Source organism: Acetobacter sp. ESL1128, from assembly GCF_058505085.1.
In genome coordinates this window covers 1,681,782-1,708,288 of sequence record NZ_CP196369.1, presented here as the reverse complement: position 1 = coordinate 1,708,288, position 26,507 = coordinate 1,681,782, and the positions used below count along the sequence as shown (strand labels likewise).

General features: G+C 59.7%; 26 protein-coding genes. 11 read left to right on the top strand and 15 right to left on the bottom strand.

What is annotated here, in order from left to right:
- Nucleotides 1-17 precede the first annotated feature (17 nt).
- Nucleotides 18-1,055 (top strand): phosphate ABC transporter substrate-binding protein PstS, encoded by a 1,038-nt coding sequence (pstS, locus tag ACSYTG_RS07930; RefSeq protein ID WP_489782879.1) that lies wholly within the window; start codon nt 18-20, stop codon nt 1,053-1,055.
- Between the two features lie 83 nt (nt 1,056-1,138).
- Here pstS and ACSYTG_RS07925 read toward each other — a convergent pair whose 3' ends face one another.
- Genes ACSYTG_RS07925 through ACSYTG_RS07915 form a run of 3 tightly spaced genes read right to left on the bottom strand, consistent with a single transcriptional unit; the run spans nt 1,139 to nt 3,273 of the window.
- Nucleotides 1,139-2,866, bottom strand: a complete 1,728-nt coding sequence (locus ACSYTG_RS07925) for an ABC transporter substrate-binding protein (protein ID WP_489782878.1) — start codon at nt 2,864-2,866, stop codon at nt 1,139-1,141.
- Nucleotides 2,853-3,026 (bottom strand): hypothetical protein, encoded by a 174-nt coding sequence (locus tag ACSYTG_RS07920; protein WP_158093064.1) that lies wholly within the window; start codon nt 3,024-3,026, stop codon nt 2,853-2,855. Before ACSYTG_RS07920 ends, ACSYTG_RS07925 begins: the two co-directional genes overlap by 14 nt.
- The gene (locus tag ACSYTG_RS07915; protein WP_354856329.1) at nt 3,016-3,273 is read right to left on the bottom strand and encodes a hypothetical protein; all 258 of its coding nucleotides are present in this window, start codon (nt 3,271-3,273) and stop codon (nt 3,016-3,018) included. The genes ACSYTG_RS07920 and ACSYTG_RS07915 overlap by 11 nt, the downstream gene beginning before the upstream one ends.
- 252 nt (nt 3,274-3,525) lie before the next feature.
- Between ACSYTG_RS07915 and ACSYTG_RS07910 the strand changes: the two genes are divergently transcribed.
- Nucleotides 3,526-6,168: a cation:proton antiporter gene (locus ACSYTG_RS07910; protein ID WP_095349160.1), complete on the top strand. Its 2,643-nt coding sequence runs from the start codon at nt 3,526-3,528 to the stop codon at nt 6,166-6,168.
- 32 nt (nt 6,169-6,200) lie between these two features.
- On the opposite strand, the gene ACSYTG_RS07905 is transcribed toward ACSYTG_RS07910, so the two are convergent.
- Nucleotides 6,201-6,731, bottom strand: a complete 531-nt coding sequence (locus tag ACSYTG_RS07905) for an HdeD family acid-resistance protein (RefSeq protein ID WP_086647205.1) — start codon at nt 6,729-6,731, stop codon at nt 6,201-6,203.
- 302 nt (nt 6,732-7,033) lie between these two features.
- Between ACSYTG_RS07905 and rpsD the strand changes: the two genes are divergently transcribed.
- The 4 genes from rpsD to ACSYTG_RS07885 all read left to right on the top strand — a co-directional run bounded on the left by rpsD (nt 7,034) and on the right by ACSYTG_RS07885 (nt 12,254).
- Nucleotides 7,034-7,651, top strand: a complete 618-nt coding sequence (rpsD, locus tag ACSYTG_RS07900; RefSeq protein ID WP_025824941.1) for a 30S ribosomal protein S4 — start codon at nt 7,034-7,036, stop codon at nt 7,649-7,651.
- A 99-nt stretch (nt 7,652-7,750) separates the two neighbouring features.
- Entirely contained in the window at nt 7,751-9,298 is a 1,548-nt protein-coding gene (locus ACSYTG_RS07895; protein ID WP_489782877.1) for a peptide chain release factor 3, read from the top strand.
- A 15-nt stretch (nt 9,299-9,313) separates the two neighbouring features.
- A complete protein-coding gene (locus tag ACSYTG_RS07890; RefSeq protein ID WP_086645831.1) occupies nt 9,314-10,219 on the top strand; it encodes a LysR family transcriptional regulator in 906 nt (301 codons plus the stop codon).
- 115 nt (nt 10,220-10,334) lie between these two features.
- Nucleotides 10,335-12,254: an FUSC family protein gene (locus ACSYTG_RS07885; RefSeq protein WP_489782876.1), complete on the top strand. Its 1,920-nt coding sequence runs from the start codon at nt 10,335-10,337 to the stop codon at nt 12,252-12,254.
- Nucleotides 12,255-12,334: 80 nt separating this feature from the next.
- Here the strand turns inward: ACSYTG_RS07885 and ACSYTG_RS07880 are convergent, their stop codons facing one another.
- The 4 genes from ACSYTG_RS07880 to ACSYTG_RS07865 form a co-directional block, all read right to left on the bottom strand.
- Nucleotides 12,335-13,366 (bottom strand): isocitrate/isopropylmalate dehydrogenase family protein, encoded by a 1,032-nt coding sequence (locus tag ACSYTG_RS07880; RefSeq protein ID WP_086645832.1) that lies wholly within the window; start codon nt 13,364-13,366, stop codon nt 12,335-12,337.
- Between the two features lie 98 nt (nt 13,367-13,464).
- Nucleotides 13,465-15,246 carry an aminopeptidase P family protein gene (locus ACSYTG_RS07875; protein WP_489782875.1) on the bottom strand — a complete coding sequence of 594 codons (1,782 nt, stop codon included), beginning with the start codon at nt 15,244-15,246 and terminating at the stop codon, nt 13,465-13,467.
- 84 nt (nt 15,247-15,330) lie between these two features.
- Nucleotides 15,331-16,245 carry a 50S ribosomal protein L11 methyltransferase gene (locus ACSYTG_RS07870; protein WP_489782874.1) on the bottom strand — a complete coding sequence of 305 codons (915 nt, stop codon included), beginning with the start codon at nt 16,243-16,245 and terminating at the stop codon, nt 15,331-15,333.
- Nucleotides 16,245-18,470, bottom strand: a complete 2,226-nt coding sequence (locus tag ACSYTG_RS07865) for an ATP-dependent helicase (protein ID WP_278741399.1) — start codon at nt 18,468-18,470, stop codon at nt 16,245-16,247. Before ACSYTG_RS07865 ends, ACSYTG_RS07870 begins: the two co-directional genes overlap by 1 nt.
- Before the next feature lie 45 nt (nt 18,471-18,515).
- Here ACSYTG_RS07865 and ACSYTG_RS07860 point away from each other — a divergent pair, with 45 nt between their 5' ends.
- Together ACSYTG_RS07860 and ACSYTG_RS07855 are read left to right on the top strand one after the other, a co-directional pair.
- The gene (locus ACSYTG_RS07860; RefSeq protein WP_489782873.1) at nt 18,516-19,277 is read left to right on the top strand and encodes a JAB domain-containing protein; all 762 of its coding nucleotides are present in this window, start codon (nt 18,516-18,518) and stop codon (nt 19,275-19,277) included.
- Nucleotides 19,274-19,987 (top strand): JAB domain-containing protein, encoded by a 714-nt coding sequence (locus ACSYTG_RS07855; protein ID WP_489782872.1) that lies wholly within the window; start codon nt 19,274-19,276, stop codon nt 19,985-19,987. Before ACSYTG_RS07860 ends, ACSYTG_RS07855 begins: the two co-directional genes overlap by 4 nt.
- A gap of 34 nt (nt 19,988-20,021) precedes the next feature.
- Here ACSYTG_RS07855 and ACSYTG_RS07850 read toward each other — a convergent pair whose 3' ends face one another.
- From ACSYTG_RS07850 to ACSYTG_RS07840, 3 genes are read right to left on the bottom strand one after another with little or no spacing between them, the layout of a single operon-like run.
- Nucleotides 20,022-21,194 carry a 5-(carboxyamino)imidazole ribonucleotide synthase gene (locus tag ACSYTG_RS07850; protein ID WP_489782871.1) on the bottom strand — a complete coding sequence of 391 codons (1,173 nt, stop codon included), beginning with the start codon at nt 21,192-21,194 and terminating at the stop codon, nt 20,022-20,024.
- Nucleotides 21,191-21,742, bottom strand: coding sequence for a 5-(carboxyamino)imidazole ribonucleotide mutase (gene purE / locus ACSYTG_RS07845; protein WP_255375210.1), 552 nt, complete (start codon nt 21,740-21,742; stop codon nt 21,191-21,193). The genes ACSYTG_RS07850 and purE overlap by 4 nt, the downstream gene beginning before the upstream one ends.
- Before the next feature lie 45 nt (nt 21,743-21,787).
- The gene (locus tag ACSYTG_RS07840; RefSeq protein WP_025824960.1) at nt 21,788-21,994 is read right to left on the bottom strand and encodes a YdcH family protein; all 207 of its coding nucleotides are present in this window, start codon (nt 21,992-21,994) and stop codon (nt 21,788-21,790) included.
- A 230-nt stretch (nt 21,995-22,224) separates the two neighbouring features.
- Here ACSYTG_RS07840 and ACSYTG_RS07835 point away from each other — a divergent pair, with 230 nt between their 5' ends.
- The gene (locus ACSYTG_RS07835) at nt 22,225-22,389 is read left to right on the top strand and encodes a YdcH family protein (protein ID WP_086646044.1); all 165 of its coding nucleotides are present in this window, start codon (nt 22,225-22,227) and stop codon (nt 22,387-22,389) included.
- A gap of 60 nt (nt 22,390-22,449) precedes the next feature.
- Here ACSYTG_RS07835 and ACSYTG_RS07830 read toward each other — a convergent pair whose 3' ends face one another.
- The 3 genes from ACSYTG_RS07830 to rpmE all read right to left on the bottom strand — a co-directional run bounded on the left by ACSYTG_RS07830 (nt 22,450) and on the right by rpmE (nt 24,198).
- Nucleotides 22,450-23,040 carry a DUF1013 domain-containing protein gene (locus ACSYTG_RS07830; RefSeq protein ID WP_086645837.1) on the bottom strand — a complete coding sequence of 197 codons (591 nt, stop codon included), beginning with the start codon at nt 23,038-23,040 and terminating at the stop codon, nt 22,450-22,452.
- Between the two features lie 204 nt (nt 23,041-23,244).
- Nucleotides 23,245-23,793: an Hsp20 family protein gene (locus ACSYTG_RS07825; protein ID WP_489782870.1), complete on the bottom strand. Its 549-nt coding sequence runs from the start codon at nt 23,791-23,793 to the stop codon at nt 23,245-23,247.
- A 174-nt stretch (nt 23,794-23,967) separates the two neighbouring features.
- Entirely contained in the window at nt 23,968-24,198 is a 231-nt protein-coding gene (rpmE, locus tag ACSYTG_RS07820) for a 50S ribosomal protein L31 (RefSeq protein WP_086638545.1), read from the bottom strand.
- Between the two features lie 302 nt (nt 24,199-24,500).
- On the opposite strand from rpmE, the gene mscL reads away from it, so the two are divergent.
- Together mscL and ACSYTG_RS07810 are read left to right on the top strand one after the other, a co-directional pair.
- A complete protein-coding gene (gene mscL, locus ACSYTG_RS07815; RefSeq protein WP_086645838.1) occupies nt 24,501-24,992 on the top strand; it encodes a large conductance mechanosensitive channel protein MscL in 492 nt (163 codons plus the stop codon).
- 87 nt (nt 24,993-25,079) lie between these two features.
- Complete coding sequence (locus tag ACSYTG_RS07810) at nt 25,080-25,478, top strand: hypothetical protein (RefSeq protein ID WP_086645839.1); 399 nt, start codon at nt 25,080-25,082, stop codon at nt 25,476-25,478.
- Nucleotides 25,479-25,546: 68 nt separating this feature from the next.
- On the opposite strand, the gene secF is transcribed toward ACSYTG_RS07810, so the two are convergent.
- On the bottom strand, nt 25,547-26,494 hold the full coding sequence (gene secF, locus ACSYTG_RS07805; RefSeq protein ID WP_086645840.1) for a protein translocase subunit SecF: 948 nt from the start codon (nt 26,492-26,494) through the stop codon (nt 25,547-25,549).
- Between the last annotated feature and the right edge of the window lie 13 nt (nt 26,495-26,507).

The following is a 26,507-nucleotide window of genomic DNA, read 5'->3' as shown; positions in this document are numbered from 1 at the left end:
GGCAGAAGGAGCAGGTCATGGCATGTTATTCCCCCGCCCATGTAAGCCGTTGGGTTAAGGCTGGTTTTGCCGCTGTGCTGCTATGCGGTGGGTTTGCCCTGCCGTATGCCGCGCGGGCGGACGAAATTACAGGGGCAGGCTCCAGCTTTGCCGCGCCGCTGTATCAGGCATGGTCCGCGGCGGCTCCTTCTGGCGTGGACGTGCGGGTGAACTACCAGACCATAGGTTCGGGGGCCGGGCAGAACCAGATTCTGGCCGGTACGGTGGATTTTGGGGCATCCGATGCCCCAATGGGTCATGCGCGTCTGGTGGCTGGCGGGCTGGTGCAGGTGCCTACCGCTATTGGCGGTGTGGTGGTAACGGCCAATGTTCCCGGTGTGGCTGATGGTGCCCTGCGCCTGAGCGGGCCTGTGCTGGCTGCCATTTACGCAGGCACCATAACCCAGTGGAACGATGCCCGGATTGCCGCCCTTAACCCCGGAGTTAAGCTGCCAGATCAGGTTATTGCCCCTTTGCACCGGGCGGATGGCTCGGGCACGACCTATGTTTTTACAGATTATCTAGCCCATGTATCCCCCGAGTGGAAAAATGGCGTGGGCAAGGGCACATCCGTGGCATGGCCGGTGGGTGCAGGCGCGCGTGGTAATGACGGCATTGCCGCGTATGTGCAGAATACGGCAGGCAGCATAGGCTACCTTGAATATGCCTATGCCGCACGCAACCATCTGGCTCTTGTGCAGATGCAGAACCATGATGGTTTTTTTGTAAGCCCCTCCGCCACAAGCTTTGCGCAGGCAGCCCAGTCCGCACAATGGGATGAGGTCGACCTGACCGCCGCCCTGAGTGATGTGGAAGGGGCGCAAAGCTGGCCCATTATTACCACCACCTATGTACTGTTCCCGGCCACGGCCACCGCCGATAATCAGGGGCAGGCCGTACGGCGCTTTTTCCGCTGGGGGCTGGTTGGTGGGGAGGCTGTAACCGGGCAGCTTGATTACGTGCCGCTCCCTGAGCAGATCCGTGCCCGTGTTTTGCGGCGGCTTGGCGGGGAGTGAGCTATATGCGGGGGTTATCCCGCGCTCATTCCAGACTTGTCCTATATTTCATCCACAGATTCTGTGGATAACTACCCCGGTGGTTAATGCAGCCAGACCTGAGAGAACAGGATCTGATTGACCTCGGTATAAAAAAAGTTCCGAACACGGGCGGATGTCAGCACCACGTTGTCTTTTTCAATCATGGGGGCGGCGGGTGCCTGCTCCATGATCAGCCTGTTGGCTTCCATCCAGAGCTGGTCGCGCTGGGTTGTGCTCAGGCTGGTATCCGTTTTGGCTCGCTCCATGACAGACTGGGCATGGGGGTCACAAAACCCCGGTATGTTAATCGAGCTATCGGAATGGGGGTGAAAATTCTCACACCCGAAGAGCGCGTCCACAAAGTTGGAGGCCGAGGGGTAATCGGCTGACCAGCTCGTGAGCGAGATTTGCACATGGTTATCCGTATTCTGGATATAGGGCAGATGCAGGCTGCTGCTTATGGGGCGCAACATGGCCTGATAACCAAGGGATTGCAGCATGTCACGCACCCAGGCACCCATAGCCATGTCCGCGCTGGTATTGTCCACAACCAGCGTAACTTTCTGCCCCGCAGTGCCACTTGTGCGGACCAGATTACGGGCCACCTGCATGTCTGGCGCGGACCATTGCTGTGCCGGTGCGGTGGGTGATGCCCCGCGTGTATAGGCGCAGTTCTGCCCCGCAACATCCAGAGCAGACGGAACAAGCCCGCATAACGGGCGGGCAATACCCGGTCCACCGTACAGAATAACCAGCGCTTTGCGGTTGAGCGCGTAATTAACAGCCTGACGCACCCTTATGTCCGTAAAAGGGGGTTCATGCATGTTCATGGGTAAAAAGTAGATCGAGGGGTGGCGCATGACATGCGTCCGCCCTGCAAAGTGGCTGCCAAGTTCGCCCAGCCGGTCCAGGGGGATGGTATCGGCCATCCAGTCATACTGCCCGTTTTCCACCGCGGTTACGGCGGCCTCTTCGGGAATGCCAAAGGTATATTCAATCCGGTCCGGGTAGCCTGCGGGCTGTGCCTGCGGGTTCCAGACATGGAATGCGGGATTGCGGGCAAGATACAGAAAATTGTTGGGGTCGTAGGCTTCCAGCCGGTAGGGGCCGGTGCCGGGCAGGGGGGTGTTGCCCGTATCGTGGTCGGGGGTGCTGGCTGGCAGAATAACGGCGTGGGTAAAGGCCAGTTTTTGCAGGAACTCGGTATCGGGGTGGGTCAGATGGAAGGTTATGCGCCGGGTGGCTGCATCGGCTTCTATCCCATGTTCAAGTGTGCAGTGTGCAGGGGTACGCAGGCAGGCATCCGCTCCGACAAGAGCGCCATAAAACGCCCCCGCTGTTGGCGAACCAATACGGAAAAGGCGCTGGAAGGAGGCAACAACATCCGCCGTGGTCACAGGCTGGCCGTTGGAGAAGGCAATGTTGGGGCGCAGCGTAAACGTGTAACGCAACCCGCCATCCTGTGGGGCTGGTAGGGTTTCTGCCAGATCGGGCACGACCTCCTTACCCGCAGGGCCTGTGACCTTACGAAAAGTGGTGAGCCCATCATACACATTGGCAAAAAGGTTTATGTATTTGCCAGTGTAGTTGATCTGGGGGTCCAGTGTGCCGCCAGAAGCAGAGGCAACCAGCCGGAGCGTTCCGCCTGCATGTTCGGGCAGGGGGAGTTCGGGGGGAGGTGCCGGAGGGCTCGCGCATATTCCAAGGGGAATGGGGGAGCCCAGCAGCCCTGCCAGCAGCCCCCCTGCAAGCCGACAGTAAAAAGAGGGTGACTTTTTAGCGGGGTGCATTCTGGCCCATGGTCTGGGCGGGCTGCCCGGGCATGGGTTGGCCGGTCATAAGGGCGGCAAAGCCGGAATACATGGTGGTCAGGACAATAATGCCAACCATGATAGCCCCGGCAATAATGCCCAGACGCACAACTTTCTCCGTCTTGTCATTATCGGTCATATTGGATGCCTTGTGGGGAGCCAACGGCCTGTTTTTCATAGAGCATTGGCGCTTTTTTGTATTTGAAGGTGTTTTGCGGCGTGGCTGGCGGCCTGTACCAGTCTGGTGCTGCCTGCCCCTTGTGGGTGCGGGCATGGTAGTAATGCGCATTGGGGTCTTCCGCACAGGCCGAAAGACCTGTGAGCATCAACACAAGCATGGCAAGCCGGGTGCTGGAGCGCGTGGGTGTTTTCATGGTGTGGAGCATACTCTCAATCCTTGTGCCAGAAAAGTCTTGCCGGGTGTGGGTTACACTCATGCCTTGTGGGGCCTGTAGGTTCCGCAAAATACATAGTCATGCGCTGTGTGCATGTTCCTGACCTGTGCTTGCGGGTGTGGCATGGTTGCCTCGGGCCTGTTAAAAGCAGAGCCAAAGAGCAGAGTCTGCCATTTCCTTGCCTTATCATTGTGTTAGCAAGGAAGGAATCAGACAGGTTTTGGCAGTAAAAGGGGCATGAGTATGGCGGTAACAGGGCTGGCTGCGATACTGCTTGTTATTGCGCTTTTGCTGGTTGTGGTGAGTGCGGTACAGCCCATTGCCCGCAAGCTTGAACTTTCCGAAACCGTTCTGCTGGCTATTGTCGGCATTATTATTGGTTCGCTGGCAGATTTTGCGCTGCGTACGTCCTATGCCTCTGCCCTGAGTGGCATAGCCGAAACCCTGCTGGATTTTCCCATAAGCAGTGAGTCGTTCCTGCTTATTTTTCTGCCCGTGCTGGTTTTTCAGGGCGCGCTGGCCATTGATGTGCGGCGTCTGGCGCATGAGGCCGCAACCGTGCTGCTGCTGGCCGTTGTGGCTGTGGCGCTCTCCACCGCCCTTATTGGTTTTGCCCTTATGCCCTTTGCGGGCATGCCGCTTGTGGTCTGCCTGCTGCTTGGCTCCATTGTGGCTACCACGGACCCGTCCGCCGTGGCCGGGATTTTCCGCGATATCGGGGCCTCCACCCGCCTGACCCGGCTGGTGGAAGGGGAAGCCCTGCTCAATGACGCTGCCGCCATTTCCATTTTTTCCATTCTGCTGCCATCGGTTACGCTGCACCGCGCCATCCATCCGGGGGAGGCGGTTGTTTCGTTCGTTGTCTCCTTCGCCGGGGCTGTGGTGGTTGGGGTGCTGTGTGGGCGGCTGACATTGGCCATGATGTCGGCCATTGGCAGTTCCGCTGCCGAAATTACGCTCAGCGTTGCGCTCCCCTATGTTGTTTATATTATTTCAGACGAGTTTCTCGGGGTGTCTGGGGTGGTGGCTACTGCGGCTGCGGGGTTGACGCTCTCAGTTTACGGGCCATCCACCGTGCGGCCACAGACATGGCTGTTCCTTAACCAGCTCTGGCAGCAACTGGTGTTCTGGGCAGGGTCCTTGGTGTTTGTGCTGGCGTCCATGCTGGTGCCGCACCTGCTGGTGGGCATGACCCGCTGGGACTGGGTGCTGATCCTGATCGCCAGTGTGGCCGGGCTTACAGCGCGTGCAGCTGTGGTGTTTGGCATGCTGCCGCTTCTGGCGTGGTCGCGCCTTTCTCCCCCCGTACCAACACCGTTCAAGGTAACCATGGTCTGGGGTGGGCTGCGTGGGGCCATTACGCTGGCGCTTGCTCTGGCCGTGACAGAGAACGAGCACGTGGCAACGCCCATTGCCCACTTTATTGGTATTATCGCTACCGGCTTTGTGCTGATCACCCTGCTGGTCAACGGCACCACATTGCGCTCGCTTGTTCTGTTTTTGAAGCTCGACCAGCTTTCTCCCATTGATGAGGCCATGCGCCATCAGGTGCTGGGCATTGGTCTGGGGAATGTGCGTGAGCGGGCGGAGGAACTGGGGAGCGAACTCGGCTTTAGCGCGGATGCCACGCGCCCCGTGCTGGACCAGATCGAGCGCCGCTCGGAGGAGGAGCAGGCCGCCAATGTGTTCGATCAAGCTTTGTCGGATACCCAGCGCGTTAATCTGGCCCTGATCACCATAGCCAGTCAGGAACGCTCCTTACTGCTGGACCTGTTCCGTATGCAGGGGTTGTCCCGCCGGGTGATGGAAACGTTGCTGCGTTCGTCCGAAGCGGCAATTGATGGGGCAAGGTTGGAAGGGCGTCTGGGGTATGTGCGCGCGCTACGGCGGCGGCTTAGCCCTTCCTTCCGGTTTGATCTGGCGCAGTGGGTGCATAATTACCTGCGCTGGGACCGGCCGCTGATGCTGTGCATGGCCGAGCGGTTTGAAATGCTGATGGTGGCGCACTTCATTTCCATCTCGCTGACCCGCTTCATGCGTGAACGACTCGAACCCACGCTGGGCAGCCGTATTGGGGAAATTGTGGCCGAGGTGCTCTCCCGCCAGCGCAAGCTGCTGGATGAGGCGCTCGAAACCCTGCGCCTGCATTACCATGGCTACGCCGAGGCACTGGAAAACCGTATTTTCCGCCAGATATCCCTGCGTCTGGAAGGGGAGGAATACGACACCCTGCTCGCGGAATCTCTGATCAGTGATGAACTGAACCGTGAGCTGCTCAAGGAACTGGAGCGCCGCAGGCACCGCCTGAACAAGCGCCTGAGCTTTGACCTGCGGAGCGGGATTGAGGACCGGATTAAAAATGCAGCCGTGTTCCGTGGGCTGCCGGGCGCGGAGCTGCATGATCTGGCAACCACCACATCCCTGCGCTTTGTTGCACCGCAGGAACTGCTGTGCCGCAAGGGGCAGAAGATGCGCTACGTCTATTTTATCAGTGCCGGGCTGGTGGAGGCGCATGTGGCCGGGGTGGATGAACTGTACGGGGCAGGGGACCTGCTAGGCGCGCAGGAAGCCCTCCAGCGCTGGCGTTGTGTTGGCAACGTGCGGGCCGTGCAGTTCGGGCACTTCATGGCGATCAAGGCATCGCGTTTCCGCCGTCTGGTAGATGACTACCCGGTGGTCATGCAGAATATAGAAACTATTCTGCGCAAGCGCGAGGCAGGGGAGCGCCCGACATCGCTCCTGCCAAGGCAGAAAATAGCCGCTATGGATGAGGATGGTCTGGCGGCCAGAGCCCTGCTTGCCCCCGAGGGGGATGTGCTGGCCCTTATGCCGCCGGAAAAGCCCGATGCAGACGCATCAGACGATAAAGAGGCAGGCAAGGCGTAAGCCGCCCGCCTCTTTGGGTGCGCTCAGGCGCTTTAGCGCAGGTTGCTCTGGCGCAGAGCAAGCCCGAACTGCACCCAGCCAATGCCGCTTGCTATCAGTTCAACGGCAATAAAGGTGCCAATCAGCCACAGGCCGGACCAGGGCAGGCTAAGGTACAGGCAAATACCCACCACAAGGCTGATCAGCCCGCTGCCCAGAATAATGCCCCAGCCTGGCAGCCCACGGTACTGGAGCGCCATGACCGAGCGCAGAACGCCCACCACAACAAAACAGACCGAGGCGAACACCGTAATGGCCACGGAGCCGGAGACAGGCTCCTTGATCAGCAGGGCGCCGGCAATAATATAAAGCCCGCCGCAGAGGAGGGAAAACAGAAAGCCCCCCCAGTCCTTGACCGCAAGAGCATGCACGCCCTGCATGATCCCGGCAAAAATAAGCAGGCCACCGATAAACATGGTGCTGGCGAGGGTAACAGACACCGCATCAAGGCAGGCAACAAAGCCCAGTATGACCAGCGCAACGCCCAATCCGACAAAGAGGGCCCATTTGTGTGCAAATGGCATGGAGTATATCCTTGCGTCCCAGAGTGAAGAGTAGTGCTGTCCTGATAGTATGTTGCCGCGTGTTAATACAAAATAAAAACGGCTACAGACGCTTCCTGCACCCCACCCGCATGGCTTTTGTTGACAGGCCGGTGACGTTCTCGTAAACCCTGCGACCATTGCCGGGAATGTGGACAGACCGGCCAGCGTCTTTTTGCTGGTAATGCGGTGTGCGCCCGCTCCGATCCGTGGTGGACGGAGACTACCGGTGTAATGACGGGCTGTTTCTCCCAGCCCGCCTGTTGAGAGATGAAGAGCGCACTATGAGCAAGCGCCTTGAGAGCAAGTACAAAATTAACCGCCGCCTTGGCGTAAACCTGTGGGGCCGTGCAAAGTCCCCCGTTAACCGTCGTGAATACGGTCCGGGTCAGCACGGTCAGCGCCGCAAGGGCAAGCCTTCTGACTTCTCCGTGCAGCTGATGGCCAAGCAGAAGCTCAAGGGCTACTACGGCAACATCACGGAAAAGCAGTTCCGCCGCTACTATCAGGAAGCCGTGCGTCGTAAGGGCGATACGTCTGAAAACCTGATCAACCTGCTCGAACGTCGTCTGGACGCGGTGATCTACCGCATGAAGTTCGCGATCACGCCGTTTGCTGCACGTCAGTTCATCAGCCATGGCCACATTCTGGTCAACGGCCGCAAGCTGAACATCCCGTCCTACATCGTTAAGGATGGTGACGTGATCGAAGTGCGTGAAAAGTCCAAGCAGCTTGCCATCGTTCTGGATGCAACTCAGTCCGCTGAGCGTGACGTGCCGGAATACATGGAAGTGGATCATCGCCAGATGAAGGGCACGTTCCTGCGTGGCCCGCAGCTTTCCGATGTGCCGTATCCGGTGCAGATGGAACCGAACCTGGTGGTCGAATTCTACTCCCGTTAATCGGGAACTCCGGTTCGACCTGTGGACGCCGGGTGGAGGGTTTTCTCTCCATCCGGCGTTTGCCGTTTTTATTCATGCCAGAAGCCCCGGAACTGATTTATGTCTGATACCGCCAATCCTGAACTGGGTAAGGAAATTGTCCGCCGTCGTACGTTTGCGATCATCTCGCACCCCGACGCCGGTAAAACCACACTGACCGAGCGTATTCTGCGCGCGGGTGGTGCCATTCAGCTGGCGGGGAACGTGCGGGCCAAAGGCGAGCGCCGCCGCACACGTTCGGACTGGATGGCCATTGAGCGCGACCGTGGTATTTCGGTTGTCAGCTCGGTCATGACGTTTGATTACGGCGGGTGCGTGTTCAACCTGCTCGACACGCCGGGCCATGAAGACTTCTCCGAAGATACGTACCGGACCCTCACCGCCGTTGACTCGGCCGTTATGGTGATTGACGCCGCCAAGGGGATAGAAGACCGGACACGCAAGCTGTTCGAAATCTGCCGCCTGCGCGATATTCCCATTGTAACCTTCATCAACAAGATGGACCGCGAGGCACAGGACCCCTTTGCCCTGCTGGACGAAATTGCCTCCTCCCTAGCACTCGATACATGCCCCGCCACCTGGCCGGTTGGCCGTGCGGCCACGTTTGTTGGTACGTATGACCTGCTGAATGGCAAGCTCAACGCGCTCACACCGCTGGCGGAGGACGATGCCCGTCTGGTGCAGATGCGTGAAGAACTGGAACTGGCCGAGGCCGCCCTGCCGGAGTTTGACCGTGCCTCGTTTGATGCCGGGCACCTGACCCCCGTGTTTTTCGGGAGTGCGATCAAGGAAATCGGCGTAACCGACCTGTTGGACGCGCTTGTGGCCTTTGGTCCATCCCCCCGTGCGCAGGCGGCAGAAAACCGCACAGTCACGGCGGATGAGCCGGGCATGACGGCTCTGGTGTTCAAAATTCAGGCCAACATGGACCCCAACCACCGTGACCGCATTGCCTTTGCGCGCATATGCTCCGGTCGTTTAACGCGGGGTATGCGGCTCAAACACACGCGCACAGGCAAAAGCTTTGCCGTGCACACGCCCCAGTTCTTTTTTGCGCAGGACCGGCATCTGGCGGAAGAAGCCTTTGCGGGTGACGTTGTGGGCATTCCCAACCACGGCACCCTGCGTATTGGTGACACACTGACCGAGGGGGAGGACATCCGCTTTACCGGTGTTCCCCATTTTGCCCCTGAAATCCTGCGCCGCGTGCGCCTTGATGACGCCATGAAGGCCAAAAAGCTCAAACAGGCTCTGGTGCAACTGGCGGAGGAAGGGGTCGTGCAGCTCTTCAGGCCGCAGGATGGCGCGCCCCCCATTGTGGGTGTGGTGGGCACACTTCAGCTTGATGTGTTGCAGGCCCGGCTGCGGGCGGAATACGGCGTGGGCATCGGGTTTGATTCCACACCATTCTCCCTTGCCCGCTGGATAACCGGACCGCGGGATAAAATTGAGGCATTTGCCGCCTCCAACCGCTCTGCCATGGCGGATGATCTGGATGATGACCCTGTTTTTCTCGCAACGTCGGGCTTTATGATGCGCCGGACAGAAGAACAGAACCCCGACATCAAGTTCCACGACATTAAGCAGATCGGGATCGAAATCGGCTAAGGGGCGCGCGTACAGGTGTTTTTGCGGCAACTCAGTTACCTGATCGCGCTGGACCAGCACCGCCATTTTTCGCGCGCAGCACAGGCGTGTGGGGTGTCCCAGCCCGCACTTTCCTCTGCAATCAGGCAGTTGGAAAACGAGCTGGGCATTACCATCATCAACCGCAACCGCCGGTTTTTCGGGCTGACGGAGGAAGGCCAGCGTGTGCTGATCTGGGCCCGCCAGACCTTGGCGGATCTGGACAGCCTGCGGCAGGAGGCCGCTTTTGCACAGGATGTGGCGGGCGGGTTTGTCTCCATTGGTGTTATGCCGCAGGGGGTGCAGGTTGTGCCTCTGCTGCTGGAGCATTTTCGCAGCGCCGTGCCCGCTCTGCGGGTTGAGGTCACCGTTTACCCTAATGCGGAAATCCTGCATCAGCTCAGGGAGCAGCGTATTCAGCTGGGGTTAATGTATCTGGAGCAGGTGCCCAAGGATGGACCGTTTGAGGTCCAGCGCCTGTACGCCGAGCATTACGTGCTTATTGCAGCCCCTTCCATTCCATTGCCGGCGGAGCACAGGTGTGGCTGGGCAGAGGCGGCAATCCTGCCGCTGGGGCTGCTCAACCGCAACATGCACAGCAGGCAACTGGTGGATGCCTGTTTTGCACAGGCTGGCGTGGTGCCGAAGGTTATGCTGGAAACCAACGTGCTGGAACTGCTGCACGCGGAAATCATGGCAGGCAAGGTTGCGGGTATTATGCCCATATCCGCCTTGCCTGAACGTACGGGCCTTATGCCACCATTGCAGGTGTGCAGGCTGGACCCGTCCCCAGCGCCAGATGTTGGCGTGCTTCGGCTGAACCAGCCTAACTCTACCGCGCTACTTACCCGTCTGTGGCATGTTGCCAGCACTTTGGAACTGGACAGTATTTATACCGTTTAGCGGATTGTGGGTTCATCATAAATTCTGCTTATGATGTGATCAGAACAAACGCTTGGACTTATGCGGGCGACCTGAACATCGTGCGGTTTTTCCGGCTGGCTGAGTACAACACACCATGAGCAATATGGACCCAGACGCAGGCATGCCCGTTGTCCATCGGTGGGGGGGCATGCAGCTGCTGGCTGCGTGGCAGGCTTTGAGCACGCAATGGGCGGGCAAACTTAAATGGCTTATTGCCCCATCCTACGGGGATGTCGCCTTTGCTGTGCGCTCGGCCCTTGCTGCCGGGTTGTCCCTGGTTATTGCCATGGCCATGGAGCTGGACAGCCCCCAATGGGCACCGCTGACCGTGTGGGTGGTAGCGCAGTCCTCCCGCGGGGAGAGCTTATCCAAGGCGCGCTGGCGTATTGCGGGTACAATTCTGGGCTGTTGTGTGGCGGTCGGGCTTATTGCCGCTTTTCCGCAAAGTCCTGCCCTGTTTTTTGGCGTGCTGGCCTGCTGGATTGGCCTGTGCTGTGGCATGGCCACGTTTTTGGAAGGGTATAAAGCCTACGGCTTGGTCCTGACCGGCTTTACCTCCGCCATTGTGGCCACCGGGGCCATTATGCAGCCTGATCAGGTGTTTGACATCGCCATGGCGCGCGGCACGTATATTGTGCTGGGTGTGGTGTGCGAAGCCCTGCTGGCCCTGCTGTTTATGCCCGGCTTGCAGGCCCATGCGCGCGCCCGGCTTAAAACCCGGCTGGAAAGCGCACAGGCGCTGGTGCGCAAGCGCGTGACCTGTCTGGTAGAAGGGCACCCGACAACCGAACTGGACCAGAGCCCACTGCTGGGCGAACTGACAGCCGCAGGCAGTCGTATTGAATACGATGCGCTGGAAGCCGGGGGGTATGGCCATATGGCCGACCATGCCCGTGCCGCACTGGCGGGGCTGCTGGTTATGCTGGCCCGGGCAGAAGGGCTGGCGACCCTTAAGCTACTGCCTGCCAGCAAGGTACCTACATCCATCCGCAAGGATGAGCGCAGTATTGACGAGCACGTGCAGGCCTGCCTGACCCACCGGCGGGGGGACCATTTCCGGTTTCGTATCCGGTCGCGCAGGCATACGCTGGAAGCGGTGGAAAACGGTGTGCGCGCCTGTGCGGGTATTCTGGTTGGCTGGTTGCTGTGGGAGGTCACGGCATGGCCCGCAGGGCCAACGTTTATGTCGTTGCTGGCACTTGTGTACGGCCTGCTGGCCACGCGGGAAAACCCGGTTGTAGCTTCGGCTCCGTTCTTTCGGGGGGCTGTGTGGTGTGCGCTTGTCGCCGGGATTTACGTAACGCTGGTACTGCCCGCGCTCAGCACGCCCGAACTGCTGGTACTGCTGCTTATGGTGCCCATGGTTATTGGCGGGCTTGCCGCGCGCAACCCGGCTACGGCGGGCTATGCGTTTTCGTTCAACATGTTTCTGCCTGTTCTTATGGGGCCGAATAATCAGGGGCGGTATGATGAGGTTTCGTTCCTCAATACCGCACTGGCATTTTTGGGGGCTGTGCTGGTGGCGGGGTGGACGTACCGCACGGTTCTGCCGTTCCGCCCCGATTCCCACATGCAGCGCACGGCCCGCTGGACCAGCAGGCAACTGCGGGAGCTGGCTTCTGCCAATAACCGGGTTTCGGTTTATCAGTGGTTGTCGGGCAATGCGGATAGTCTGGTGCGGATTGTGCGTAATGCCCAGGGTATTGCCCTGCCGCAGCGCAAAGCATTTGCCCGCCAGCAGTTCTCGGGCATGGTGAGCGGAATGCATGTTATTCTGCTGCGCGAGCTTGCTCTGGCCCCCACCACGCCACGCAATGTGCAACAGGCGTTCCGGGCTTTTCTGCGGCACTGGGAGCAGGATGATGGCGTGGTGGTAACCCGGCAGGCAGCCATAACCGCCCGCTGGCTTGGCAGGCAGGTCGCGCAGATGCCCCCCCAGCAGCAGGAAATATTTGACCACGCTTTGCTCAGTCTCCAGCTTCTGGCCTGCGCGCAGCCTATGGAACTGCCATAAAAAAAGGGGATGCCGGAGCACCCCCTTGTGGCCACCCTCCGCTACCGGGCCTGCCCGTGGCGGAGGAGGTGGCCTGTAACTTAGGCCAGACCCTGCTTGAGGGCTGCCGTCAGTTCCTTGGATGTGGCATTGCCGCCCAGATCCTTGGTGCGGACGCCGCCTTCGGTGATCACTTTTTTGATCGCGGCATCAATCCGGTCAGCCTGCTTGTCGTGGCCAACATGGCGCAGCATCATGACCGCAGCCAGCAGCAGTGCCAGCGGGTTGGCAATGCCTTTGCCAGCAATGTCGGGTGCAGAGCCATGGACGGCTTCAAACACGGCGGCTTTTTCGCCAATATTCGCGCCCGGTGCCATGCCCAGACCACCCACCAGACCAGCGGTCAGGTCGGACAGGATGTCCCCGAACAGGTTGGTGGTCACAACCACATCAAACTGCCATGGGTTGATGACGAGCTGCATGGCGCAGGCGTCTACAATCCGTTCGTTAAAGGCGATGCGGCCTTTGTATTCCTCGGCAACCTTGCGCCCTTCTTCAAGGAAGAGGCCGGTCAGCAGCTTGAGGATGTTGGCCTTATGCACGATTGTAACCGTCTTGCGGTTGTTTTTTACGGCATAATCAAAGGCGTATTTGACAATCCGGCGGCATTCCGCGCGGGAGGTAAAGCCGGAGCTCAGAGCAATACCCTTGGGGTCTTCACCCACGGGAATGTAGTGCTCCATGGCGGCATAATAGCCTTCCAGGTTCTCACGGAAGAGAACGAGGTCAATGTCCTCAAACCGGCCACCGGGGACAATGGTCTTGGTGGGGCGCAGGTTGGCGAACAGGCCGAATTCCTGCCGGAGTGTCACATTGATGGACTTGAAGCCACCACCAACTGGTGTGGTCAGCGGGCCTTTAAGGGCAAGGCCCGTACGGCGGATGCTCTCAATGGTCTGCTTGGGCAGTGGGTCGTTAACCGCATCTACACCAGCCATGCCGGCCAGCTGACGGTCCCATACAAACGGGGCGTCAACCGCGTCCAGAATTTCTATAACCGATTCAACAATTTCAGGGCCAATGCCATCACCGGGAATAAGTGTGGCGGGAATGGTCTTGCTATGTGCTGTCATTCTGAGAAGCTCCCTTTCAACTTCGGTGCCTGTTCTGCGCCTCTTTGGGCGCTCAGGCGATTCCCATTTACGTGACCATTGGTGGCTAGAGCCTGCTATCACGCCTTATTGAGAGGCGCACAGGCTGTTTGCAGCCAATTTTTTGCATCTGCGGGCAGGTGCGGGCCAATCTGATGCAAGATTTCTGCATGGTAGCTATCCAGCAGGGCGGTATCTGCCTCCCCCATAAGGGAGAGGTCGATCAGTTTCCGGTCAAACGGGGCCAGGGTCAGGGTTTCAAACTCCAGAAAAGGCCGCGTGGAGTCTGCAACTTCGGCCGGGCGGACCAGAACAAGGGTTTCCAGCCGGATACCGTAAGCACCGGGCAGGTAAAAACCCGGCTCGTTGGACAGGACCATGCCCGCCTGCAACGCAATGGCGGAAACAGCCTTGGAAATACGGGCAGGCCCTTCATGCACCGATAAAAAGCTGCCAACGCCATGGCCGGTCCCGTGGTCAAAATCCAGCCCGGCCTGCCACAGGTCGTACCGTGCCAGTGCATCCAGCGCGTGGCCTTTTGTGCCTGTGGGGAAGCGCGCATGGCCAAGGCGCAGGTTGCCTTTGAGTACGCGGGTAAACGCGGCTTTTAGCGCTGGCGGGGGTGTGTTGGGGCCACACCAGAGCGTGCGGGTGACATCGGTTGTGCCATCGGGGTACTGGCCACCGCTGTCGATCAGGTAAACGTCATTGGCGGCTATGGCGCGGTTGCTCTGCGGGGTTACGCTGTAGTGGATAATGGCCCCGTTTGGCCCCGTGCCTGAAATGGCCGTAAACGAGTCCTCCACATAGTCTGCCGCAGCCCGCCGGAATGTGGCGAGCTGTTTGGCGGCATCCAGTTCGGTTGTGGTGGTGGCGTGGGTGTCCATCCAGTGCAAAAAGCGGCACAGGGCCACGCCGTCGCGCAGGTGGGCTGCGCGCATGCCCTGCTGCTCAACCGGGTTTTTGCAGGCTTTGGGCAGCAGGCACGGGTCGGGTGTGGTGGCAACGGTTGCGTTATGGCGACCCAGTATTTGTGTAAACCACACGGCATTGCTTGCCGGGTCTACCCCCACGGTGCGCCCGGCCAATGAGGCCAGCATCTGCTCCAGCTCTGTGGGGGCATGGATACGCACCTCCGTCCCCAGCCATGCGCGCACGTCTGCGGGAATTTTGTCGGGCTGGATAATCAGGTCAACGCTTGCATCGGCATGGATAATGGCAAAAGCCAGCACAACGGGGGTGCAGGGAATATCCGCCCCACGGATATTGAGCAGCCAGGCAATGGAGGCTGAATCGCTCAGCACGGCGGCATCCTGCCCCAGATGGCGCAGGTCGTGCGCAATGCGCTCGCGTTTGCTGGCCGAACTTTCACCCGCATAACGCAGGGGGTGTATAAACGCGGGGCCAGCAGGCAGGGCAGGGCGGTCCTGCCAGAGTGCATCCACCAGATTATGCGCGGTGGGGGTAAGGCAAAGCTGCTCATGTTGCAGGTAGGGGGCCAGTTCCGCGGCACTCATAATGCGTGGGTCGTAGCCAATGCTGGCATCGGGCCGGGCGTTGGCGGCCAGCCACGTGGCGGGGGGCAGCTGCCCGCCATGCACACGCTCCCAGCACGCGCCATCCACCTGCTGGTCCATTTGGGTGATGTAGCGACCATCGGAAAAAACGGCGGCCTTGTCTGCCAGCACAATGGCTGTGCCTGCGCTGCCGGTAAAACCGCTTATCCATGCCAGCCGCTGTGCGCAGGCCGGGGTGTACTCCCCCAGAAACTCATCACCATGTGGAATAATCACGCCATCCAGCCCGTTCTGGCGCAATACGGCACGTAGCGAGGTGAGTCTGCTCATGGATAAGGAAGCCAAGGTACTACTCCGCAGATTTGGGGCTAAGGTCTGGCACAGGGTGGCCCAGGCATAGGCTGCCCTGCGCAAAGGTGTGGCAAAAGATCAGGCGGGGCAAGAGGCGCCGGGGCGGCGCAGGATCAGGGTTGCCCAGTCCCCTTCGGTCAGGACCTGCTCAAGCACCAGTCCCTGCCTGCGGTGGGCCGCCAGCACCATGCGGATTTGCGTTTGCAGCAGGCCTGCCAGAATAACCGTGCCGCCGGGGGCCAGTGCCTGTGCCAGATCCTTGGCCATAAGGCACAGCGGGCGGGCCAGAATATTGGCAAAAACCAGATCATACGGTGCGTTCTTGCGGATGGCGGGCGTTTGCCAGCCATTGCCAAGGCGGCAGGTAAGGGCACGGTTCAGCCGGTTACGCCGCGCATTCTGGGCGGAAACACGGACCGACCACGGCTCAATATCCACCGCCAGCACCTTCTGGTGCAAAAGGGCTGCTGCGGCCATGGCCAGAATACCCGTGCCACAGCCAAGGTCCAGAATACGGCGGGGGTGGCGGTGGGCAATGCGTTCCAGTGCGCGCAGGCAGCCACGGGTGGAACCATGCTCGCCCGAGCCAAAAGCCACGCCTGCATCCAGCGTGAGCACAATGCGGGTTGCCTCGGGGGCATCGGGCAGATGGGTGCCGCGCACCACAAAGCGTTTGCCCACCTTCTGTTCGGGAAAAGCCTCATAAGTGCGGGCAAGCCAGCCTTCGGCTTCGGTTGCCGCGCGTTCCAGCGGGGCGGATACGCCACTGGTCAGTTCGGCCAGCATAAGGGCCAGTGTCAGTTCGTCCTCACGGTGGCCCGTGTCTTTTACGCCCTCAACCCGCCACTGAGTGCCTTCGGGGTTGGCCTCAAAAATACCAACCGTGGTGCAGACGCTGCCAATGGCGTTTTCGTAAGCTTCCACCGCAGCTTCGGGTACGGTGACAGAAATGGTTTCCAGGCTTGTAGCGTGGCGGCGGGGTGTGGGGGCCATTATAGTTTCTCGATAAAGGAGGAAAGAAGTCGTTTTGTGCCCGCGTCTTCAAACGCGATTTCCAGATGGTTGCGGTCAGCCGCAATAACGATGCCCACGCCAAAACGGGGGTGGCGGACCTGCTGCCCCAGCTCAAAGGCTGGTTCCGCTTCGGGCGGGCGTTTGCGGCGGGCCACAACGGGGCCGCTGTCAAACAGGCTCTGTTCGGCAAACAGGCCGCGGCGGGCGGAGCCGCCTTCGTTTTTGCGGCTGATGTGCTCCTCTGGCAGTTCATCCAGAAAGCGGCTGGGCATGGAAGGCTGCCAGTTGGCGTAAATGCGCCGGCTCCCGGCATGGAAGATCATGGCCTGTTTGCGTGCACGGGTAATGCCCACATAGGCCAGACGCCGCTCCTCCTCCAGCCCTTTAAGCCCGCCTTCATCCAGCGTGCGCTGGGAGGGAAAAACCCCTTCCTCCCAACCGGGGAGGAACACCGTATCAAACTCCAGCCCTTTGGCTCCGTGGAGTGTCATGATCGAGAGTTTGGAATCCTGCGCTTTTTCGTCCGTCTCCATGACAAGGGAGACATGCTCCAAAAACTCGCCCAGCGTGCCAAAGTCGGCCAGAGCGCGCACAAGTTCCTTCAGGTTTTCCAGCCGTCCGGGGGCTTCGGGCGAGCGGTCAAGGCGCCACATTTCAAGGTAGCCGCTCTCTTCCAGCAGGTGTTCAACGGCCAGCACATGGCCTTCGCGGCTTAGAATATCCCGCGTGGTGTTCAGGGCATTGGTGAGTGTGCGCAACTGGTCGGCCATTTTGCCCTTGAGCTGGCCGGTTTCGAGCATGGTCTGGGTTGCAACACTCACCGGAGTATTGGCAAAGCGGGCCGCCTCGCGCAGTTTTTGCAGGCTGGCCGGGCCAACGCCGCGCTTGGGCACGTTGATGATCCGTTCGAACGCCAGATCATCCGCCGGTTGGCTGACCACGCGCATATAGGCCAGTGCATCGCGGATTTCGGCCCGCTCGTAAAAGCGTACGCCGCCAACAATGCGGTAGGGCAGGCCGGTCTGTACAAGCCGCTCCTCAAATGCACGGGTCTGGAACCCGGCACGGACCAGAATGGCCATTTCCGCCAGAGACTGTCCCTTGTGGTGCAGGCGCTCGGCTATGTCGCACACGCTGCGGGCCTCGGCGTCCGAATCCCATACGCTGGTGACCAGCACTTTTTCCCCATCCGAGGGGTCATCCCGCCCCGAGCGCAGGGTTTTGCCCAGCCGTTCCCCGTTATGGGCGATCAGCCCTGCGGCGGCACCCAGAATGTGGCGGGTCGAGCGGTAGTTCCGTTCCAGCCGGACAATTTTTGCGCCGGGAAAATCTTTTTCAAACCGCAGAATGTTTTCAACTTCCGCACCGCGCCAGGAGTAGATGGACTGGTCATCATCCCCCACGCAGCAGATATTGGCCGTGCCATCGGCCTGTTTGGCCAGCAGGCGCAGCCACAGATACTGCACGGTGTTGGTATCCTGATACTCATCGACCAGAATATAGCGGAACAGCCGGTGGTACTGGGCCAGCACATCGGGGCGGGTCCGCAGGATTTCGGTCACGTGGAGCATCAGGTCGCCAAAGTCGCAGGCGTTGAGCTGTATCAGGCGGGCCTGATAAGCCTCGTAAATGGCGCGGGCGTGATGATTGGCAAAGTCCGTATCTTCGGACGGGGTGACACGCGCAGGTGTTAACCCCCGGTCCTTCCAGCGCTGGATAACCCCAAGCAGGCCGGGTGCGGGCCAGCGTTTGGTGTCAATCTGCCAGGGTTCCATAACCTGCTTGAGCAGGCGGAGCTGGTCGTCCGTGTCCAGAATGGTAAAGCTCTGGGTCAGCCCCACATATTCCGCGTGGCGGCGCAGCATGCGTGCGCACAGGGCATGGAAGGTGCCAAGCCACAGCCCCTCTGCCGGCGCGCCAAGGAGCAGGGCAACACGTTCGCGCATTTCCCGCGCGGCCTTGTTGGTAAAGGTTACCGCCAGTATCTGCCACGGCTTTGCACGCTCGGTTAGCAGGATATGGGCAAAACGTGTGGTTAGCACACGGGTTTTGCCGGTTCCTGCACCAGCCAGAACTAGCAGCGGGCCATCTGTTGTCTCAATGGCCGCGCGTTGCTCCGGGTTCAGGCGCGCAAGGTAGGAGGAGCCGCTCTGCGGAGCAGCATCGGAGGTGGGGTGAGAAGGGGGCTCGAATGTCGTCACCATTCTCTTATATAGTGATGTCCGCCTCAGGCCAATCGGAGCAATAGGATGGCGAAAACAAAGATGCCACCGCCCCCGGCTTCTTCCGTTCAGGAAGGGGGGAGCGTGTTTGCATCAACCGGGCCTGTGGGGCATCGCAAACGTATGCGTCAGCGGGTGCTGGCCCACGGTGCGGGCGGGCTGGCTGATTACGAATTGCTGGAAATGCTGCTGTTTTACGGCGTCCCCCGGCGCGATACCAAACCCCTGGCCAAAAGCCTGATCAACCAGTTCGGGTCTTTTTCCGCCGTGCTCGATTCCGCGCCTGCGGTGTTGCAGGGGGCGGGGGCACCACGCGGTGCCGCAGCCTTGTGCGCACAGTTGCCGGATGTGGCAGCCTGTCTGGTGCGCGATGGCGGCAGTAACCGTGCCTATCTGGGCGATTGGGACAGTCTTTTGCTGTATTGCAACACGGTTTTGCGCGCGGCGGAGCGGCCGCAGATGCGCATGCTGCTGCTGGATAGCCGCAATACCCTGCTGGCGGACGAGCAACTGGCATGGGCCATGCCAACCGTAAAAGCCGAAGCAGAGCGTGTGCAGCAGGCTGTGGCCCATGTTCTGCAACGCGCGCTGGAGGTGCAGGCCAGTGCGGTTGTGAGCGTGTATCTGGCCGAACCGGGGCAGGACGTGCAAACCCTGCTCCAGAATTGCACGCCTTTTGTTGCGAGCCTGCGCAAAGCTGCGCCTTTGCTTGCGGTGAGTGTGCATGACCATATGGTGGTTGGGGCGAGTGCATGGGCAAGTGCACGCCAGATGGCAGCAGACTGGTGAGCCGCCCCCACACCCCACCGGGCATGGCCGATGGCATGGCTTTTTTAACAAGGCCGCCAGAAGGGCTGGTGCCGGAGCTGCCTCAGGCTAAAGCCGTAGGGCCGGATGACAGGCAATGCCTTGCCGCATTGCTTGGGGCGGCAGGCATGGCCCAAGCGCAGGCCATTGAGCAGGCTGAAGCTTTGATGGGGGAATACGCAACCTTCTCTGCCGTGCTGGCGGCAGCAGCACAGCACGAGGGGAGTGTAAGCCTGCTCCCCGAAGCTGCGCGCGTGTTGTTAATTCTTGCGCGTGAGAGTGCGTTCCGCCTGCACCGTGCGCGTTTGCAGCAGGGGAGTGTGCTGCACGAACGCCCGGCCCTGAATGCGTATCTGTCTGCCCTTATGGCGCATGAAAAAACCGAGCAGATGCGCGTAGTGTTCCTTGATACAGCCAATCGGCTTGTGGGGGAGGAGGTTATGGGGCGCGGTACTGTGGACCATGCTCCCGTTTACCCGCGTGAGATTGTCAGGCGCGCACTGGCTTTGAGGGCGAGTGGTTTTGTGTTGGTGCACAACCACCCAAGCGGCGATGTCATGCCCTCTGCCGAGGATATGAGCATGACCGCGCAGATCATTGCCGCCGCCCGCGTTGTGGGGCTGCACGTGGCGGACCACCTGATTGTAGGCCGGGAGCGGGTCCTGAGCATGAAGGAGGCAGGGCTGCTGTAGCCGCGCCTCTTCTGCTCAGGCCGTGGGGCGGGGGTCAGTCTTCGTCCGCAGGTGGGGGGGAGGCACATTTGGTTGCCAGCGGGCCAAGAGCCGCTTGTATGCCCCAGTCCCCGGGGAGTGCGCCGTAGGGGAACAGAATATTCACATGCCCCATCTTGCGCCCTTCACGGGCCTCTTTTTTGCCGTACAGATGCGGAATATGGCCCGGATTAGCCAAAATGGCGGGCCACAGGGCCATATCTTCGGGGCCTACAAGGTTTTTCATCACCGCATCCGAATGGCGGGTGGCGTGGGGCAGGGGCAGACCCGCAACTGCGCGGATGTGCATGTCAAACTGGTCCTGTGCGCAGGCATCCATAGTCCAGTGGCCCGAATTATGGGGGCGAGGTGCGACCTCGTTCACCATGAGTGAGCCATCGCGCACAAGGAACATTTCCACGCCCATAATGCCAACCAGATCAAACCGCTCGGCAATAAGGGCGGCCAGCCGGCCGGCTTCTGCCGCAACGCTTTCAGGCACGGGGGCCGGGGCGAGTGTCAGGTCCAGAATACCGTGCCAGTGGTGGTTGAGAACCGTGTCAAAGCACCGGGTTGTGCCATCTGTGCCGCGGGCGACCATAACGCTCAGTTCGCAGGCAAAATCGACCATGCCTTCGGCCACCAGCGGGTGCGGCGCGAGTGCAGCAAAGGCTTCATCCAGTTCCGCAGCACTTTGCACACGGCGCTGGCCCTTGCCATCATACCCGTTGCGGGTGGTTTTGAGGATAAGCGGAAAGCCCAGCCGGTCTGCCGCTGCGTGCAGGGAGGCATGGTCCGTTACCGCATGCCACGGTGCCAGTGGTACCCCGGCTTCTGCCAGAAAGGTTTTTTCCGCCAGCCGGTCCTGGCTGATGCGCAGGATATTGCCCGACGGGCGCACAGGGCAGTGCCTGCTCAGCCGGTCCAGTGCATCGGCACTAATGTTTTCAAACTCGAAGGTGACCACATCAACCGCTTTGGCAAAAGCGTCCAGTGCTGCGGGGTCATCATACGCACCAAGGGTTATGGCGCTGCAAACCTGTGCGGCCGGGCCATGTGCGTCCTGAGTAAGAATATGCGTTTTATAGCCCAGTCGGGAGGCTGCAACAGCAGACATGCGGCCAAGCTGCCCCCCACCCACAATGCCAATAACGGCATTGGGGGCCAGAGCTGCGTGTGTATGGGTCATTCGTTTTCTGTCACGGGTGTATCGGCAACCGATGCGGTCTGTACCGCGCGCCAGGCTTCCAGCCGTGCGGCCAGTTCGGGGTTTTGCAGGGCCAGAATGGAGGCCGCCAGCAAAGCTGCGTTCTTGGCCCCGGCCGAGCCAATGGCCAGTGTGCCAACGGGTACGCCACCGGGCATCTGCACAATGGAGAGCAGGCTGTCCATGCCCTTGAGTGCGCGGGATTCCACTGGCACACCCAGCACGGGCAGGCGGGTCCATGCCGCGCACATGCCGGGCAGGTGGGCTGCGCCCCCAGCCCCGGCGATAATAACAGACAACCCCCGATCCGCCGCCGTACGGGCGTATTCCGCCAGCCGGTCCGGTGTACGGTGGGCAGAGACAATGCGGGTTTCGTGCGGGATTTCCAGCGTGTTCAGAATGGCATCGGCATGGCGCATGGTTTCCCAGTCTGACTGGCTGCCCATGATAATGCCAACCTTGGGGGGCGCGGCCGCTGCGCTGTTATCTGCTGCGTGGGAGGTGGTGGTCTGGGGGGCTGTTGTGTTCACAGGGGTAGGGTATCCGGTCTTGCTAATGCTGGTCCTGTTGCAAAGTCAGGCAATATTGTCGGGTATCAGCTGGCTTTCAACCCGTGTTATGCGGTCTTTGAGCAGTAATTTCCGTTTTTTCAGCCGCTGAAGGTACAACTGGTCGATAAAGGTTGTCTCATTGGTCATTCTGTTGATGACCGTATCCAGATCACGATGCTCGCTTCGCAGCTCAAGAAGCTGCCCCAGTAGTGACTCGCGGTCTTGCATCATGGCGCTGGTTCTCCCTGTGTGCATCTGACTCGTGCATTCAATCGGATTACTCCGTTGTCGCATTTATGGCGCTCTTTACCAACCATGCATTGCGCGGCCAGCTTGCGCAAACGGGAAAAAGTTCCATGTGCACAGCGCATATCGGTATGCAGTGGAATATGAAATTAACATGAAATTTCTGGCCGTCTGTACGCTAGCGTAAAAGAGTCACTAACCGAATGGAGGCAGCCATGGCGCGCCTAGCAAGGATAGAGTCTCTCAAACACCGCCATTCCCATATTGACCAGAAGATTGCTTCCGAAGGGGGTAGGCCCAGACCGGATGAGCGCGTTCTGATGTGCCTGAAGCTGCAAAAGCTCAGGATCAAGGAAGAAATTGAACGGCTGGCGGGCTAAAAACGCAGTGCGGATTTATCTGCCGCATATGTAAAAGCGGCAGATAAATCCGGCAGGATTTTATTCAGCAGAAAAATCAAGATCGCCTGCATCCAGTGCAGGTACGGGAATTTCCGCCCCTTCGCGCTCAAGCCGGGCATTGGCGTCGGCTACGGCTGCGTTCAGGTCTGTCTGGCTGCACAGGCCAACGGTCACCGGGTCACGCGGTTTGATGTTGGGTGTGTTCCAGTGTTGCTTGTCGCGCACCTTGGCAATGGTGTCCTTGGTGGTGCCAAGCAGTTTTACAATCTGCTGTTCGCTCAGCTGCGGGTAGTTGCGCAGCAGGAAGGCAATACCATCCGGACGGTCATGGCGCTTGGCAACCGGCGTGTAACGCGCACCCTTGGAGCGGCGGCGCACGGGGTTGTTCGTGGCCAGAATTTTAAGCCGCGCCGTAGGTGTTGCTTCGCAACGGCGGATTTCTTCAAGTGCAAGCTGGTGGTTGGCAACGGGGTCGTAGCCAACAATGCCCTGAGCGACTTCACCATCGGCAATGGCCTGCACTTCCAGCGGGTGCATCCCACAAAAAGCGGCAATCTGTTCAAAGCTGAGCGCGGTCTTTTCGATCAGCCACACAGCGGTTGCTTTTGGCATCAAGGGTAAGGTCGTCATTTGGCTTCTATCCTGTCGTCGGGCGGCGCTCACGCAGGCACCGGTAAATTGACGGCCTGGAACCTCTTCCGAAGCCTGCGTGCCTGCCGACGCGCATCTATGCCCCCGATATGGAGGGAGCAGCCCGTTCAGGTCAAGCTGCAAAAATACAACAAAAGGGAGCGGAACCGGAGTTCCACTCCCTTTTGGGGCTGCAAGGCGGGTTCAGGCCGCGTTTGGCACGCTCTGGTTTCGGGGGGCGGCAGGTGTTGCCAGTGTGGAAGTGGACGCAAAGGGAGTATGGGCCTGTTGAGGTGGTGTGGGCACCTTAGCCACGCCATGTGGCCCTTCCGTCTGGCCTGCATTAACAGGAATACGCTTGGGCTTGAGCGCTTCTGGCACAATCTGGCGTACACTGATGCGGAGCAGACCGTTATTCATATCCGCCCCTGTAACCTCAACATGGTCTGCCAGTGCAAAGCGGCGTTCAAAGGCGCGGCGGGCAATACCGCGGTGCAGCACTTCGCCCTCGTCCTGTGGGGCGCTGACCCGGCCGGAGACAACAAGCGTGCTGTCCTGCACCAGCAGTTCAATATCATCCGGGGCAAAGCCTGCTACGGCCATGGTCAGGGCGTAACTGTCGCTCCCGGTCTTGGCAATGTCATAGGGGGGGTAGCTGGGGGTGCCCGTGCTGCGGGCTGCGGTGTCCATTACCTGTGCCAGCCGGTCAAAGCCGATGGCGGTACGGAATAGGGGTGCAAAATCGTAAGTCATGTGGAACCTCCTCGTTCAGCAAGGTTCTGCCGTGCAGCAGGCCCCATAAGGCGGCCTGTGTGGCAGGTCTTTCTGGCTAACCCCCGTGGGGCATCAGCCATGCTCCAAACGTGGAAAGCCCCGCCTCCTTTTTCAAGAGGGCGGGGCCAAAAGCACACGGTAAGGCTAGAAAAATCAGCCTTTGGAACGGGTGCCGATCCCAGCAAAGCGCTTGTTGAACTTGGCGACCTGGCCCCCGGTGTCCATGATGCGCTGCACGCCGGTCCACGCCGGATGGGACTTGGTGTCAATGTCCAGACGGATGGTGTCACCGGCTTTGCCGTAGCAGGAGCGGGTGGTGTATTCCGTGCCGTCGGTCATGATGACGGTGATTTCGTGGTATTCGGGGTGAATGCCGGACTTCATGGGACAGGTCTTTCTTTACAGCAGACGAAGGCCCGATACCGACCGGGCCGAATTGCCGTGCATATAACGGTATGCGGCAGCAGGATCAACCGTTGATTATGCACCTTTTACCTGCAACTGGCGTTAAGGCCACAGCCCGATGCGGGGTAACGTCCTGAATAGTCTGCACCAATAACGGCGCGGCGGGGGCAGATATGGCAAAGATTTTTGGTTATTCCAATAATAACGCTTGAGAAATAGCCAGCCACACGGATACAGAACAGTATCTTTGCAGAAAACCTTTTAAACAGGACACCGAATTTATGGTTGATCTTAAAACTGATCTTAAGGCCCACGTGCGTACACCGGGCTGGGTGGGCGAGTTCCGCTCCTTCATCATGCGCGGCAATGTGGTTGATCTGGCTGTTGGTGTGGTCATTGGTGCGGCGTTTACAGGGATTGTGAACAGCCTGGTCAAGGATGTGTTCAACCCCGTTATTGGTCTGCTGGTCGGCGGGATTGATTTTTCCAACCTGTTTGTCACCCTTAAAGGTCCGCATGAAGCAACGCTGGACGCCGCGCAAAAAGCTGGCGCGGTTACGCTTAACCTCGGCCTGTTCGTGAACGCTGTTATCCAGTTCCTGATCGTGGCTATGGCCATTTTCTGGATGGTCAAAGCCCTGACCCGCCTGCATGTGCGTGAGGAAGCCAAGCCCGCAGCACCGCCCGCACCAACCCAGACGGAAATCCTGCTGACCCAGATCCGCGATGAACTTGCCGCGCGCAACACGCAGCAGACCACACCGCAGGGCTAAAGGCTGGGCCGTGGGCAGGCGCTGTGGCGTATGCCCACGGCAAGCACTGTGTTTTCGACAGGCGGAATATGGAGTAGGCTCTCAACCATGAAGCCCTCTGTATTCCGCTTTTTTTATAAAGCGCCTCCGTTTGCCGCCCTGCTTGCCCTTGTTGGCGTGGCGGGGTGCCAGAGTGTGCCGTATCAGCTCAAGGTGGAGCAAACGCCCAGCACGTTGCTGTATAGTTACGCCATAGCCAATGGCATGGCGCGCGGGCAGTTGATGAGTGGCGGCCTGAGCCTGCCGCAGATTGTACAGATCGTTACCGCCGACCGGGAGGCGCTGGCCGCCATTCTGGTTTTTCGGGACCATCCGGGCAGCAATACGCTCAAGGTGGCAGGGCTTAAGGTGGAGGCTTTTCTGGCAACCATTGATGAACCTGCCCCATTAGGGAACAGTATGCTGGTGTTACCCAACGGTGTGCCCGTTCCACTCTCCCGCCATTAAGGCGTAAAAAAAACGGAGCAGTCTGACTGCTCCGTTTTTTTTGTGTCAGTCGTAATTGTGGTGGGGCTTCAGGCCGATGGGGCCGTAGCCTTGCCACTTTTGGCGCCGCGCTTGAGGCGACCTTCCCCCATGAACAGCAGCAGAGGTGCTGCGATAAAGATGGAGGAGGACGTGCCAACAACAATGCCAAACAGCATGGTCCACGCAAAACCGGACAACGTGGCGCCTCCCCACAGGGCCAGCGGCAGGGATGCCAGAAAGACCGTGGAGGACGTGCCCAGCGTGCGGTTGAGTGTTTCGTTGATCGAAAGGTTGATCAGGTCGATCAGCGGCATGGTGCGGTATTTGCGCAGGTTCTCACGCACACGGTCATAAACCACCACCTTGTCGTTGGTGGAGTAGCCCAGAATGGTCAGGATTGCGGCAACCATAACCAGATCGAACTCAAAGCCGGTCAGGACCAGAAAGCCCACGGTCTTGGTCAGGTCGAGTACGAGTGTGATGACCGCACTCAGGGCGAACTCCCACTCGAACCGGAACCAGATGTAACCCAGAATCATGGCAAGGCTGAGGGCCAGAGCCAGCATGCCGTTGCGGAACAGCTCGGCCGAAACCGAAGCCCCGACCGCATCGGCCCGCAGGATGGTGGTGCCGGGCAGGGATTCGGCCACGGTGTGGCGCACCTTGTCCACAATGGCCTGCGTATCCTGCTCGGAACCCGCATCCAGCCGGATCAGAACATCATTGGCAGCCCCGAAGGACTGGAAGGAGGCGTGCGATACCCCATGCTCGGCCAGAGCTGCGCGGATTTTGGCAAAATCAGCCGGGCCGGGGGTCTGGGCTTCCACCACAATCCCCCCCCGAAAATCCAGGCCCAGCGTAAGGCCGGGATGGAAGAACAGAACAAGCGATGCGATCGAAAGCACGGCGGAGACAATCAGCCCCATGAAGCGGCCGCGCATGAAGTTGATGTGCGTATCCTTGCGGACAAAACGCAGGAGAGGACGTCCGAACATAAGTAGCGCCTCG